The sequence below is a fragment of the Aquimarina sp. AWH4_224 genome (genome assembly GCF_056160245.1).
Genome location: NZ_JBSWWU010000005.1, coordinates 222039 through 236467, shown reverse-complemented (window position 1 = coordinate 236467; position 14429 = coordinate 222039). Strand labels below are relative to the sequence as shown.

At 37.1% G+C, this 14429-nt stretch carries 10 protein-coding genes; 6 read left to right on the top strand and 4 right to left on the bottom strand.

Annotation, left to right across the window (positions count from 1 at the left end; translation table 11 throughout):
• Positions 1 to 11: 11 nt before the first annotated feature.
• The 6 genes from ACXAGJ_RS11990 (at position 12) to ACXAGJ_RS11965 (ending at position 8939) form a co-directional block, all read left to right on the top strand.
• Positions 12 to 2318, top strand: a complete 2307-nt coding sequence (locus tag ACXAGJ_RS11990; protein ID WP_474840142.1) for a glycoside hydrolase family 65 protein — start codon at positions 12 to 14, stop codon at positions 2316 to 2318.
• Positions 2319 to 2418: 100 nt separating this feature from the next.
• Positions 2419 to 4275: a glycoside hydrolase family 13 protein gene (locus ACXAGJ_RS11985; protein ID WP_474840140.1), complete on the top strand. Its 1857-nt coding sequence runs from the start codon at positions 2419 to 2421 to the stop codon at positions 4273 to 4275.
• A 30-nt stretch (positions 4276 to 4305) separates the two neighbouring features.
• Positions 4306 to 5688 (top strand): alpha-amylase family glycosyl hydrolase, encoded by a 1383-nt coding sequence (locus tag ACXAGJ_RS11980; protein WP_474840138.1) that lies wholly within the window; start codon positions 4306 to 4308, stop codon positions 5686 to 5688.
• 272 nt (positions 5689 to 5960) lie between these two features.
• A complete protein-coding gene (gene pfkA / locus ACXAGJ_RS11975; RefSeq protein ID WP_073316330.1) occupies positions 5961 to 6947 on the top strand; it encodes a 6-phosphofructokinase in 987 nt (328 codons plus the stop codon).
• Between the two features lie 48 nt (positions 6948 to 6995).
• On the top strand, positions 6996 to 7997 hold the full coding sequence (gene gap / locus ACXAGJ_RS11970; RefSeq protein WP_073316331.1) for a type I glyceraldehyde-3-phosphate dehydrogenase: 1002 nt from the start codon (positions 6996 to 6998) through the stop codon (positions 7995 to 7997).
• Between the two features lie 72 nt (positions 7998 to 8069).
• Positions 8070 to 8939 (top strand): BadF/BadG/BcrA/BcrD ATPase family protein, encoded by an 870-nt coding sequence (locus tag ACXAGJ_RS11965; protein WP_474840135.1) that lies wholly within the window; start codon positions 8070 to 8072, stop codon positions 8937 to 8939.
• Between the two features lie 19 nt (positions 8940 to 8958).
• On the opposite strand, the gene ACXAGJ_RS11960 is transcribed toward ACXAGJ_RS11965, so the two are convergent.
• The 4 genes from ACXAGJ_RS11960 to nirB all read right to left on the bottom strand — a co-directional run bounded on the left by ACXAGJ_RS11960 (position 8959) and on the right by nirB (position 14344).
• Complete coding sequence (locus ACXAGJ_RS11960; RefSeq protein ID WP_474840133.1) at positions 8959 to 10773, bottom strand: ATP-binding protein; 1815 nt, start codon at positions 10771 to 10773, stop codon at positions 8959 to 8961.
• Between the two features lie 7 nt (positions 10774 to 10780).
• Positions 10781 to 11365, bottom strand: coding sequence for a DUF4202 domain-containing protein (locus tag ACXAGJ_RS11955; RefSeq protein ID WP_474840131.1), 585 nt, complete (start codon positions 11363 to 11365; stop codon positions 10781 to 10783).
• Between the two features lie 72 nt (positions 11366 to 11437).
• The gene (nirD, locus tag ACXAGJ_RS11950; protein WP_474840129.1) at positions 11438 to 11815 is read right to left on the bottom strand and encodes a nitrite reductase small subunit NirD; all 378 of its coding nucleotides are present in this window, start codon (positions 11813 to 11815) and stop codon (positions 11438 to 11440) included.
• A 12-nt stretch (positions 11816 to 11827) separates the two neighbouring features.
• Positions 11828 to 14344, bottom strand: a complete 2517-nt coding sequence (nirB, locus tag ACXAGJ_RS11945) for a nitrite reductase large subunit NirB (RefSeq protein ID WP_474840127.1) — start codon at positions 14342 to 14344, stop codon at positions 11828 to 11830.
• Positions 14345 to 14429: the final 85 nt, after the last annotated feature.

The window sequence follows — 14429 nt, the reverse complement described above, 5'->3', positions numbered from 1 at the left end:
TTTAGAAGAAGATGAATCAGGATTATATAAAACCAGATAACTGGTCGATTATTGAAGAAGGATTTGATGTAGAACGAGTTAAATCCTCAGAAAGCCTTTTTAGTATCGGTAATGGTGCTATGGGACAACGAGCAAATTTTGAAGAAACTTATACAGGTCCCACTTTCCAAGGAAGCTATATTGCCGGAGTATATTATCCAGACAAAACCCGAGTAGGATGGTGGAAGAATGGGTACCCAGAGTATTTTGCAAAAGTTCTTAATGCACCCAACTGGATCGGTATAGATGTCGAGGTGAATGGAGAAAAACTGGACCTACATCAATGTAAGTCAGTTGCCAATTTCAGGAGAGAACTTAATATGAAAGAAGGATGGTACCAACGTTCATTTACCGCAGTACTTACTAATGGCACAGAAATAGAAGTAAAAGCAACACGATTTCTTAGTCTGGATCTAGATGAGGTAGGTGCTATTCGTTATGAGGTAACTCCAATCAATCAGGAAGCTAAAGTGGTATTTACACCATATTTGGATGCCGGGATTACGAATGAAGATACCAACTGGGATGATAAGTTTTGGGATACCTATGACTTGTCTCATAATGGCAATACAGCTTATATTCTATCAAAGACCATGAAAACAGAATTTCATGTGTGTACAGGAATGCTAAATCAGTTGTTTGTTGCCAACGAACAAGTAAATGCTAGTCCGAAAGCCGAGACCAGTGGTACCTCTGTAAGATTGTCTTATGAAGCTCAAGTAGCTAAAGGACAAAGTACACATCTGGTGAAATTTGGAGGGTATACAGTATCGCTAAATCATAAAAATGAAGATCTGGTTTCAGCCAGTGCAACTGTGCTGAAGCAGGCTTCGGAATCTGGTTTTGATGCTTTGTTAGACTTGCAAAAGAAAGCCTGGTCCAAGATTTGGGAAATGGCAGACATTGTTATTGAAGGAGATGTAAAAGCACAACAAGGGATTCGTTTTAATATATTTCAGCTAAACCAAACCTATTTAGGAAAAGATCCTAGATTGAATATTGGCCCAAAAGGATTTACAGGCGAAAAATATGGCGGGAGTACCTATTGGGATACCGAAGCATATTGTCTTCCTTTCTATATGGCTACCAAAGATCAGATGGTGGCAAGAAACCTTCTTACTTATCGTTACCATCATTTGAATAAGGCGATAGAAAATGCAGAAAAACTTGGATTTACCAATGGAGCAGCCTTATACCCAATGGTAACCATGAATGGAGAAGAATGCCATAACGAATGGGAAATTACTTTCGAAGAAATCCATAGAAATGGGGCAATGACCTTCGCTATTTATAACTATGTCCGATACACAGGAGACTATAGCTATATCCCAGAAAAAGGATTGGAAGTAATGATTGGTGTGGCACGTTTTTGGCATCAGAGAGCAACGTTTTCTGAAGAGAAGGAGAAATATGTTATTTTGGGAGTAACCGGTCCAAACGAGTACGAAAATAACATCAACAATAACTGGTATACAAACTATTTAGCCAAATGGTGTATCGAGTATTGTATAGAAAGCCTCAATAAAGTAAAAGGAGAATATGCTGTAGACTACAAAAGGGTTATAGAGGCTACGAATTTGCATCAAGAAGAAATTGATGGAATGTTGAAGGTAGCAGAGCATATGTATTTTCCTTACTCAGAAAAGCATCAGGTATTTTTACAGCAAGATGGATTCTTGGATAAGGAACTTATCACAGTATCCAATCTAGATGCTTCTCAGCGACCAATCAATCAATATTGGAGTTGGGATAGAATTTTACGTTCTCCTTATATCAAACAAGCGGATACGTTACAAGGGATGTATATGTTTGAGGATAAGTTTACCAAAGAAGAAATGGCAAAACACTTTGATTTTTATGAACCATATACGGTTCACGAATCTTCTTTGTCTCCTTGTGTTCATAGTATTATAGCAGCTTATCTGGATAGGATGGATCAGGCGTATACATTTTACTTGCGTACATCCAGACTAGACCTTGATGATTACAATAAAGAAGTAGAAGAAGGACTACATATTACTAGTATGGCGGGAACCTGGATGAGTATTGTTGAAGGTTTTGGAGGATTAAGAATTAAGGAGGATAAACTTTCTTTTACTCCAAGAATTCCTAAAGAGTGGAAAGGATATACTTTTAATGTGAACTTCAGAAATCAAATCTTGAAGGTAAGTGTTTCTCAAGAAGGAACATCTTTTACTTTAGAAGGAAATCAGGAATTGACTATTTGTGTGGACGGTAAAGAATTTACCATTTCCCCAGATAGTTTAATAACGGTGTAATCAATACCAATTGATTGAATATAAAAACACCTCAAGAGCTTTGGTTTTTGGGGTGTTTGTCTCTAACCAATTACCATAATCATTTTAAAAACTTAAAACAATGAAGAATATAGTACTAGTTCTATGCTCTTGTTTATTGTTTTCAATTACTTACGGACAAATAGACAAAATAGAACCTCCTTTTTGGTGGAGTGGGATGCATCTTGACCAACTGCAGTTGATGTGTTACGGAAAAGATCTTTCTAAATATGATATACAGATAGAAGGGCTTACCATAACAGAGGTGAAAAAGACCGAAAACCCAAATTATGTGTTTGTTACTATAGATACAAAAGGAGTACAACCAGCTACTTTTTCTATAGATTTTAAAGAAAATAATAATACTGTGTTTTCTCAACCTTATGAATTGAAACAAAGAAGAGAAAACTCCAAAGATCGAAAAGGCTTTGATAGTAGTGATGTTATGTATTTGATCATGCCAGATCGATTTGCTAATGGAGACTCCAAAAATGACTCTCATCCAGATACTGTGGAGAAGGCCGATCGATCAAATCCAGGTGGACGCCATGGGGGAGATTTACAAGGGGTAATTGATCATTTGGATTACCTCAAAGATCTTGGAGCGACGGCCTTGTGGAGTACTCCGTTGTTGGAGGACAACGAACCCGTATACTCATATCATACTTATGCGCAAAGTGATTTATACAAAATCGATCCAAGATACGGTACGAATGAAGATTATAAACGCTTGGCTTCAGAAATGCACAAGCTGGATATGAAACTAATTATGGATTATGTTACCAATCATTGGGGATCCAAACACTGGATGATTCAGGATTTGCCAACCAAAGATTGGATTCACCAATGGCCAGAAGGTTTCAGAAGAAGTAATTATCGAATGACTACGCAGTTTGATAACAATGCAGCTCAAGTTGATGCCAAAGGCTGTATGGATGGCTGGTTTGATACCACGATGCCGGATATGAATCAAAGTAATCCTTTATTACTGAATTACATTACACAAAATGCAATTTGGTGGATAGAGTATGCAGATCTTGATGGGTTTAGAGTAGATACCTATTCCTATAATGATAAAGACGGTATAGCACAATGGACCAAAGCAATTATGGAAGAGTATCCTAATTTTAATATTGTAGGTGAGGTTTGGATGCATAACCAGGCTCAGATTGCATATTGGCAAAAAGACAGTAAAATAGGAGCAATTAATGGCTTTAATTCACATTTACCGTCGGTAATGGACTTTACCTTGCACGATGCACTAATGGTAGTATTTGATGAAGATGAAGGCGCATGGGACAAAGGTATGATCAGAGCTTATGAAAATTTTACAAATGACTTTTTATATCCAGATATTAATAACATTCTGTTGTTTGCAGGTAATCACGATACCAATAGAATCAATGAGATCTATCAAGGAGATATTGATAAGTATAAAATGGCCATGACCTTGGTATTTACCACACGAGGTATTCCGCAGATTTATTATGGAGATGAAATTGGAATGCTAGGAAATCGTGATAAAAAAGGGGATGGTGATATACGCAGAGATTTTCCAGGAGGCTGGGAAGGCGATCAACAAAATGCCTTTTTGCCAACGGATCAAAATAAGGGAAGAACCAAAGATCAGGAAGCCTTTCATTCATTTACCAAAAAAGTATTGAACTGGCGTAAAAATGCTTCTGCCATTCATAATGGACAATTACTTCAGTTTATCCCATTCGACAATGTATATGTGTATTTCAGATACAATAAGGAGCAAACTGTGATGGTCATTATGAATAATAGTACCAAGGATCAAAATATCGATGTAAACAGATTTAAAGAAGGAATACAAGCTTTCAAAACTGGTGCCGATATTATTACTGATAGCAATATTGATATTACCGAGGATTTTAATATTCAGGCTAAAAAATCCATGATACTAGAGTTGAAATAAAAGAATAAACCTAATAGAATTAAAGAGATAATGAAAAAACTAGCAATAAGTTTAGTCACCCTGGGAGTATTGTTTTCCTGCGGAAAAGAAAAAAAGGAAACCGTAGCGGCCAAAACCGAAGTAAAAGAAGAAGTAAAACAAGAACTTCCTCCGGTAGATAATTCAATGATGGAGAACGCGGTGATATATGAAGCTAATATTCGTCAGTATTCTGAAGAAGGATCGTTTAAAGCATTTACCAAAGATATCCCTGTATTGAAGCAATTAGGAGTAAAAGTGCTTTGGGTAATGCCAATTTATCCTATTTCTACCACCAAAAGCAAAGGGCCTTTAGGAAGTTATTATGCGATTTCTGATTATACCAAGGTAAATCCAGAATTTGGAACCTTAGAAGATTTTAGAGATTTGGTAAAAACAGCACATGATAATGGTATTTATGTGATTTTGGATTGGGTAGCAAATCATACGGGATGGGATCACGTATGGTTAAAAGAGCACCCGGATTATTATACCAAAGATAAAGAAGGAAATATTACGCATACTGTAGATACGGACTGGACAGATGTTGCTGATCTCAATTATGACAACCAGGAGATGCGTGAGCAGATGAGAAAGGATATGATGTATTGGGTAAAAGAGGAAGGCGTAGATGGCTTCCGATGTGATGTGGCCGGAATGGTGCCTGTAGATTTTTGGGAAAAAACAGTAACTGAGCTAAAGAAAATCAAACCTGTATTTATGTTGGCAGAAGGTTGGGAGCCTGAATTGCTGGACAATGCCTTTGACATGGGATACGGATGGGATACGCACCATAAAATGAATGATATCGCGCAAGGAAAAGCAGATGCTAAAGAATGGGATAAAAGAATGGCGCAGATCGACTCTTTGTATGAAGAGGATGATATTTTGATGAACTTTACTTCCAACCATGATGAGAATTCCTGGAATGGTACTGTAGATGAAAGAATGGGAGATGCCAAAGAACTGTTTGCTGCACTTTCGTATGTAGCACCAGGTATGCCTTTGATCTATTCGGGTCAGGAATATGATATGGATAAAAGATTACTCTTTTTTGAAAAGGATACCATTATTAAAAAGAAAGGGAAATTCTTTCCATTATATGAAAAACTAGGAAAGCTTAAAAATACCAATCCTGCTTTGCATGGAGGAAAAGAGGCAGCATCATATACCAGAATTAAGACTTCTGATGATAAAAAAGTGTTGGCCTTTGCAAGAGAAAAAAATGGCAACAAAGTTGTGTTTGTAGCCAATATGACCAAAGAGCCTGTTACATTTACCTCGGATTATGTGGGTAAATTCAAAGACTACTTCTCTGGAGAATCTATGGAAGCAACAGCAGACCAAAAATATGAACTGGATGCTTGGCAATATTTAATTTTGATTCAAGAGTAATCAAAAAACGAAGTGTTAATTTATCAAACGGTCTGTTTTTACAGACCGTTTTTTGTTATTTATACATTTTTGAACAAAAGTTGAGGTCTATAGATCAAAATAATAGTAAAAAACGATCCGCTTTGATATATTACTTTAATCTTAACGATATTCCTGAAAATGTGTTAAAATATCCTCTTTATTGTCGGTAAATACTGAATTTATTAACCGAAAACGTTTTAGTTTTTTAGCAAATTAGGTTATTATGGTCATTAACGATAGTTTTGGCTGTAATGACAAAAAAGGTTAAAAATATCGCAGTATTAACTTCGGGAGGAGACGCTCCTGGAATGAATGCAGCCATTCGCGCAGTGGTCCGTTCTTGTAGCTTTTACCAGATCAATTGTTTTGGTATCTATAAAGGATATGAGGGGTTAATTCATAATGAAATTGAAGAGCTGAATGCACGTTCGGTACGAAACATTATTAATAAAGGAGGAACTTTCCTGAAATCAGCACGGTCTGCAGCATTCAGAACTGTTGAGGGCAGACAAAAAGCGTATGACAATCTGGTAAAAAATAATATAGATGCTCTTGTAGTAATTGGTGGAGATGGAAGTTTTACCGGAGCGCTTAAATTGTCTGAAGAGTTCAACTTTCCTGTAGTAGGTATTCCTGGAACTATCGATAATGATATAAACGGTACTGATTATACGATTGGATATGATACAGCACTGAATACCGTAGTAGAAGCCATTGATAAAATTCGGGATACGGCAAGTTCTCATAATCGCTTATTTCTTATTGAAGTGATGGGAAGAGATGCCGGAGATATCGCCCTTAATGCAGGTATAGGCGCAGGGGCAGAAGAAATTCTTATTCCTGAGGAAGATATGGGAGTAGATCGATTAATAGAGTCTCTCAAAAAAAGTAAAAAGACTGGAAAAACTTCTAGTATCATCGTTGTAGCCGAAGGAGACAAATCTGGGAAAAATATTTTCGAACTCGGGGAGTATGTAGAAGAAAACCTTGAAGAGTACGAAGTAAGAGTTTCGGTTTTGGGGCATATCCAAAGAGGAGGAGCACCAAGTTGTTACGATAGGGTATTGGCCAGCAAGTTGGGAGTAGGAGCAGTAGAGGCTTTGCTAGAAGGCAAAAGTGAAGTCATGATAGGAATTGTACACAAGCAAGTAACCATTGTTCCTTTGACTACGGCATTGGATAAAAGGCTTCACAAGCATGATGGACTAATTAAAGTAGCAGATATCACTTCGGTGTAACTATATAACCACATTTAAATCAAAATTAAAACAACTAAATTATTAGATATGAGTACGTTAAAAATTGGAATTAACGGTTTCGGAAGAATTGGAAGAATTGCTTTTAGAATAGCTTCAAAGCGAGATAACGTAGAGATTGTAGCCATAAATGATTTACTAGACGTAGACCATTTGGCTTACTTATTAGAATATGATTCTGTTCACGGTAAATTTGATGGAACAATTGAGGTAAAAAACGGAAACCTTGTTGTAAATGGAAAAGAAATCCGTGTAACCGCAGAACGCAATCCAGAAGATTTGAAATGGGATGCAGTTGGAGTTGATGTAGTTATGGATTGCACAGGAATATTTACTACACTGGGAACAGCAGATGCTCATCTTAAAGCAGGGGCGAAGAAAGTTGTGATTTCTGCACCTTCAAAGGATGCTCCTATGTTTGTAATGGGAGTAAATCATAACGACGTAAAAGATTCTGATACTATCGTATCTAACGCTTCTTGTACCACCAATTGTTTAGCGCCGTTAGCCAAAGTTATTGACGATAATTTCGGAATTGAAGAAGGATTGATGACCACAGTTCACGCTTCTACCGCAACACAGTCTACAGTAGATACTCCTTCAAGAAAGAATTATAGATTAGGTCGTAGTGCTTTAAATAACATCATTCCTTCTACCACAGGAGCTGCAGTTGCCGTAACCAAAGTAATTCCAGCGCTTCAAGGAAAGTTAACCGGAATGGCATTTAGAGTGCCAACTGCAGATGTTTCTGTAGTGGATCTTACAGTAAAAACTAAAAAGGCAGTGTCTTACGACGAATTGAAAGCTGTAGTAAAAAAGGCTTCAGAAAATGAATTAAAAGGTATCTTAGGATATACAGACGAAGATGTTGTTTCTCAAGATTTTGTTGGAGAATCACAAACATCTGTTTTTGACGCTAATGCAGGAATTGCACTTAATGATAATTTCTTCAAATTGGTGTCTTGGTATGACAACGAATATGGGTATTCTACAAAATTAGTGGACTTGTCTACTCACGTAGGTAACTTATAGGACATAATATTTTCATGCCCCAAACCAATTTTGGGGCATTATTTTCTTGCTAACAACAAATAAATTTTCAAAATGATTTTATTAGCCGACGGAGGTTCTACTAAATGCGATTGGATTCTGCTAGATGGATCCGGAGAAATTGTTTTTAAAACCCGAACAGAAGGGTTGAATCCAGCTGTATTCGAAAAATCTCTACTCGAAAAAAGAATTCGAAGTAATAAAGAACTTTCTTCTAATAAAGAAAAAGTTGATACGGTGCATTTTTATGGAGCCGGTTGCGGTACTCCAAAACCAGCGGCTATGCTCAAAAAAGTGTTTGAAGAATTTTTTGTTAATGCAGAAGTTGTAGTTAAAGAAGATATGGTGGCTGCGGTCTATGCAGCTACTACAGAACCAGGTATTGTTTGTATTTTAGGTACGGGTTCTAATAGTTGTTACTACGATGGGGATGATATCCATATGTCTGTGGATTCTTTAGGGTATATCCTGATGGATGAGGCCAGTGGTAATTATTTTGGAAAAAAGTTGATCAGAGATTACTACTACAAAAGAATGCCTCCAGAAGTTGCAGCAGAGTTTGAGAAACGTTTTGATTTGTCTTCTGATGCGATCAAAGAGAACTTATATAAAAGAGAAAACCCAAATACTTATTTGGCGTCTTTTGCCGAGTTTATCTTCACCAGCGAACGCAATGGATACTTTTACAAGGTGCTTACCGAAGGTATTCAGGAATTTGTAGAAAATAGAGTACTGTGTTTCCCTGAAGCTCAAAACGTACCGATTCATTTTATTGGTTCTATCGCACATTTTAGTGAGGATATTATTCGTGCTGCGGTATGGCCTTACCATCTTACCGTAGGTAATATCGTAAGAAGACCGATTGATGGGATTATTGATTATTATCGCAACGAAGTGATCAAAACGAAAACCGATAAAGTATAGAAAGATTGTTACTTTTTTACTAGACTGGAATAGGGTAGTTGAGGGTAACTCTGGTGCCTTGACCAGGGATAGAATTTAAGAAAATGCGGCCATTGATATAATTCATGCGCTCTTTCATAAAAAATAACCCCATACCACCTTCTGCGTTGTTTACTGGTTTTGCAGGCACTTTACTGATGTCAAACCCTTTTCCGTTATCATCAATGGTAATACTCAATAGTGCTTCTGAATGATTGAGGTTAATCATCACAAATTCAGAATTAGCATACTTGATAGCATTGTTTACTGCTTCTTGAGTAACCCTATATAAATTGGTTTCTACTAAGGTGTCAAATCGTTGGTCAAAGTTAGAGGGATTTTCAAAAATAATGTTCTTACCCGTAAGCTTAGAAAGCTCTTTTGCCATTTTTTGTAGGGCAGTAGGGATTCCATAATCCTTTAACTCAGGTGGAGTAAGATTAAAAGTAGCCATTCTGATTCCCTGAATCAGATCATTTGATAATTGTTTTAGCCCTTCAATTTTTTGTTCAGATTTTTCAATGTTAGATAGATTGATGGACTCAATATTCAGTTTAAGAGCTGTTAGCATTTGCCCGATGCTGTCATGGATTTCTTTTGCAATTCTTTTTCGTTCTTCTTCTTGTGCCTCTACGATTTGGCTGGCATTCGATTTTTGAAGCTCCTCTTTTTCTTTATAGCGGGATGCATTAAGTCGTTCAATTTCAATTTGAGCTTCTTTTCTTTTTGAAATATCAGAGCATAATACCAGCCGTTCTGAATTTCCAGATTCCTTAAAGACAGTAAGTATGGAAACATCTAACCATATTTTTTGTTGGTTGTAGGTTTCGAATTCAAATTCTTCATTGAAGACACCTCCTTTATTTTGAGCAATAAGCCGTAACAACCTGTTTTTTTGTACTTCGTTAAGTCCAATAAGATCCGCTAGGTTTTTCTGTGAACTATCTTGTTCGACACGTAAAAGTTTAGCAAAGCGATCCCCTATATTTTTTACCATCCCTGATTCATCTGTACGAGCATATAGCAAGGTTTGATCAATGGCTTTGGTAAGGGAAATTAACTCTTGTACATTTTTCTCTTGATTTTTTCGCAATTCCTCTGCTCTGGATGCCATCTCTTCAGATTTTTTTTGAGATTGCAAAAGTTTTGAGATGGTGTTTTTTATGCTAAATGTAGTGGGTCTAAATAGCAGGAAAAATTCAGAGATAAGGATAAGAATTATAAACCCGAATAAGATATATTCAATTCGCTTAAGACTGGATACTTTTTGTTGAGCTTCTTTTTCGTATTTAAAAACAATAGCATCCATTTGCTCTAGAAATAGAGGCTCGTTAGTAACAATAGCATTGAGGTGATTCGTGAATTGATCAGGTTGTATCGAATCTTTTCTAGCAAGATCAATGGCTTGTATGCTATTGATATAAATGGTCTCAAACGAAGGTTGCAAACGAGCAAACATTCTTTCAATTTCTGTACTGTCGGTATTTTTTTTGGTCACAGATGCATTATACTGTGTCAGTATTTCATGAGATTGTCGCCAGAGTTCAAGAGTAGATTCTAGATTCTTGATATGTTCTCTTCTGGTGTTGGACGCTTCTACATTAGAGAGTATCAACGCCTCTTTGGTCAACTTCTGACTCAACATTCGTTGTCTTCCAGAGATATTGATGATTCTTGAATCATCGATTTGCGAGTTGAGGTACTGTTGAATAAAAAACTGCCCTCCAATTGTAAACAAAGCAATCGCCCCTAGAGCAATAATATAGATTTTACTTAGGCGATTAAAAGTTTGATGATCTAAAGAATCTCGTTTCAACGGTAAATTAGGCTATAGCTTGTTTAACCAAAGCTAAGGCTTTTTCTGAATATGATAGTTTTAATGCGGCTTCATGTCCTTTGTCAGACATCTTTCGCCACGTTTTTTGTAAAATATCGATTACCTTTTCATCAGAGTGCTTTACCATAAAATCCTCATAATAGTAGGATAAGAATACCAGGCAAATCACATCTTCCAAGGTTTGAGTACCTTCATCTTTCTTGAGTTTTTTCTTTTGAAGTAAAAAAGAAACTCTTTCTATGACTTCTTCATCATAACCTACTTTGGTTAAAATTTGAGAAGCCTTTTCTGCATGAAATTTCTTAAGTTCCTCTCTCCATTTCAAATATCCAACACGATCCATAGGGTAGCTGTTTCTGGGAATTTCCCATCTGCAGATGTGTTGTGCTCTAGCTGCTAGTTGTAGCGCTTCAGAAGCATCAGGGTCAAAGCTGTCCAAGGTTGTAGACATACGTTGCCCATAGATTAGTTCTTTGGCAACCCATTGTCCATTTACCTCTTCCTGGTTAGGGTCTTTGGCATTGGCTTCATCAAACAGAGAAAGTGCTTCGGTTAATTTATTGGTCGGCATAAAAGTGATGTGTTATACTACAAACAAATTTATGTTTTTTCTGAATTAAACAAGCATTGTTCCCGAATATCTTTATTCTGAAAAGCCAATATAAACAAAGCCATCTTCTATTTTTACCGGGTATGTAGCAATAGGTTCCAAATCACCATTTAGATTTTCACCGCTTTCCAAAGAAAATGTTTTTTTATGCATTGGGCAGGCTACTTTGGGAACGCCGCCTTGATCGCCGATCATTCCTCTGCTCAATACCATTTCCATTTTGTGAGGGCAAACATTTTGGCAAGCGTACCATTCTTGCTTTCTTTCAAAATTGAATACGGCTATTTGTTTGTTGTTGTATTTGATACATGCACCTCCGTTTTTAGGAAAATCGCTTACTTTGGCTGCTTTGAACCAAACCGCTACTTCTTTGACAGTAGTGGTTTTATAGATTTCTAAAATTTCTTCCATGATACTTTTCTTTTATTTCCAGGGCTCAGGCATTTTTTGATCTCTTAAAGGAACAAAAACCAGATTGTCATCAGTTTCTTCACTATTTACAAAGTGATTGAAGCGTTTCATAATTTCTTCATCTTGTATGGCTTGTGTCCATTCACATTGAAAAGAACCTACCAATCCACTCATTTCTTTTTCCAGATCTTCTGCCAAACTTAGAGAGTCTTCAATAACTACTTGTTTTAGATATTCAATACCTCCTTCTAATTTATCCAACCATTTTGCGGTTCGTTGCAATGGTGCTGCCGTTCTGATATAGAACATTAAAAACCGATCAAGATATTTGATCACAGTTTCGTTATCGATCTGCTCTGCCAGTAATTCGGCATGCTTTGGATTAGCACCACCGTTACCGCATACGTATAGATTCCATCCTCCTTCTACCGCGATCACTCCAAAATCTTTACAACGGGCCTCTGCACATTCTCGAATACAACCCGAAACTCCGCCTTTTAATTTGTGTGGAGATCTAAGGCCTTTGTAACGCTCCTCTAGCTCGATAGCAAAGCTTACGCTTTCATCCATCCCATATCGACACCAGGTAGATCCTACACAACTTTTTACCGTTCTTAATGATTTCCCGTAGGCGTGACCGCTTTCGAAACCATGATCGATAAGATCTTTCCATATTTTGGGCAATTGATCCAAACGCGCACCAAAAAAGTCAACGCGTTGTCCTCCTGTAATTTTGGTATATAGATCATATTTCTTTCCTACTTCTCCCAGTACGATTAGTTTTTCGGGAGTAATTTCTCCTCCCGGAATCCTTGGGACTACAGAATACGTACCGTTCCTTTGGATATTTGCTAAAAATCGATCGTTAGAATCTTGAATGGGTGCTTCTTCGTTGGCTGTATCTGCATAAATACTAGCCATAATAGAGGCAATCACTGGTTTACATGTTTCACATCCATCACCTTTTCCAATATGATCGAGCGCTTCGTCGTATTTTCTGTATCCTTTCAGTTTAATGATGTCATACAGTTCTTGTCGGTTATATTCAAAATGTTCACAGATCGTATCTTTTACTTCTTTACCCAGAGATTTTAAAGTAGCGTCTACTAGGTCTTTTACCATAGGCTTACATCCACCGCATCCGGTTCCTGCTTTTGTGCAAGAAATAACATCTTCTAGATCATTACAGCTTCCATCTTGTATAGCTCCGCAGATAGCTCCTTTGCTTACACTTTCGCACGAGCAAATTTGCGCATCATCTGGTAAATCCATAACATCTCCTAGCAAAGAATCTCCATCTCCGCCACGACTACCTAGAATCAAATCCTCCGGATTTTCAGGAAGAGCCATTGCCGTATTGTATATCTGAAATAAAGCATTATAATCTGAAGAATCTCCGACCAGAATACCTCCCAACAATTGAGTGCCATCTTGAGATACATTTATTCTTTTATAGACCCCTTTGCGTTTATTTTCGTAAACAATAGTGTCAATATCTTCATTTTCGGATAAGGCATCACCAAAACTTGCTACTTCGGTTCCGATCAATTTTAACTGAGTAGACATATCGATATGATCGGCCATGTATTTCTTTGTACCCGAAGTGATATGGGATACTGCAACATCTGCCATGTCGTATCCGGGTGCTACTAAGCCATATATCATGTTATTGTATAAAGCTACTTCGCCAATGGCAAAAATACTATCATCAGAGGTTTTCATGGTGTTATCAACAATCACACCGCCTCTGATACCTGTCTCAAGTTTACATTCTTTGGCTAACTCATCTCTAGGACGAATTCCTGCAGAAATGACTAACATGTCTACATTGAGTTCGGTGCCATCGATATATTTGAGACCTTCAATGGCCTTTTCTCCTTTGATATATTCAGTTTGTTTGCTTAGATGCACCTCTAACCCAAGTTCTTCAATTTTGGCTTGTAACATATCGCTTCCTCCCTGATCAAGCTGTCTGGGCATCAATCTAGGAGCAAACTCTACAACATGTGCATCCAGTCCAAGTTCTTTTACAGCATTTGCTGCTTCTAGTCCTAATAGACCACCGCCAAGAACCGCGGCTTGTGTTTTTCCTTCTGATTTAAGTTTTTTGGTATAAGCAGCAATAGCTTCAAGGTCTTCGATAGTACGATATACAAATACTCCTTCTTTTTCTACTCCTGGGATAGGAGGTACAAAAGCTGAAGAACCTGTGGCTAAAACCAAATAATCATAAGCGTATTTTTCTCCTCTATGATTGGCAACCGTTTTTTCTTCCCGGTTGATTTCTGTGATCATTTCAGAAATATGGAGATCAATACGATGTTCTTTATACCAGGTAGCAGAAGACATGCTGAGATCTTCTTCAGTTTTTCCAGCATAATACTCGCTTAAATGTACACGATCGTAAGCTCTTCTGGGTTCTTCTCCAAAAACGGTTAATTGAAAATCACTGTAGTTTTCAGAGGCTACAAATTTTTCGCAAAACTTATAACCCACCATTCCATTACCTATAACTACTACCTTCTTCATAAATTACGTATTTAAAGAACAAAATTAAGTATTAATACGTATTTTATTAGTGAGAATTACGTAATTATCCGTAGGGAAATTTGAA

Coding starts and splice junctions, on each gene's coding strand:
- nirB (WP_474840127.1), bottom strand. CDS start 14,344: ATGAAGAAGGTAGTAGTTATAGGTAATGGAATGGTGGGTTATAAGTTT.
- ACXAGJ_RS11955 (WP_474840131.1), bottom strand. CDS start 11,365: ATGCCGACCAATAAATTAACCGAAGCACTTTCTCTGTTTGATGAAGCC.
- pfkA (WP_073316330.1), top strand. CDS start 5,961: ATGACAAAAAAGGTTAAAAATATCGCAGTATTAACTTCGGGAGGAGAC.
- nirD (WP_474840129.1), bottom strand. CDS start 11,815: ATGGAAGAAATTTTAGAAATCTATAAAACCACTACTGTCAAAGAAGTA.
- ACXAGJ_RS11990 (WP_474840142.1), top strand. CDS start 12: ATGAATCAGGATTATATAAAACCAGATAACTGGTCGATTATTGAAGAA.
- ACXAGJ_RS11980 (WP_474840138.1), top strand. CDS start 4,306: ATGAAAAAACTAGCAATAAGTTTAGTCACCCTGGGAGTATTGTTTTCC.
- gap (WP_073316331.1), top strand. CDS start 6,996: ATGAGTACGTTAAAAATTGGAATTAACGGTTTCGGAAGAATTGGAAGA.
- ACXAGJ_RS11965 (WP_474840135.1), top strand. CDS start 8,070: ATGATTTTATTAGCCGACGGAGGTTCTACTAAATGCGATTGGATTCTG.
- ACXAGJ_RS11985 (WP_474840140.1), top strand. CDS start 2,419: ATGAAGAATATAGTACTAGTTCTATGCTCTTGTTTATTGTTTTCAATT.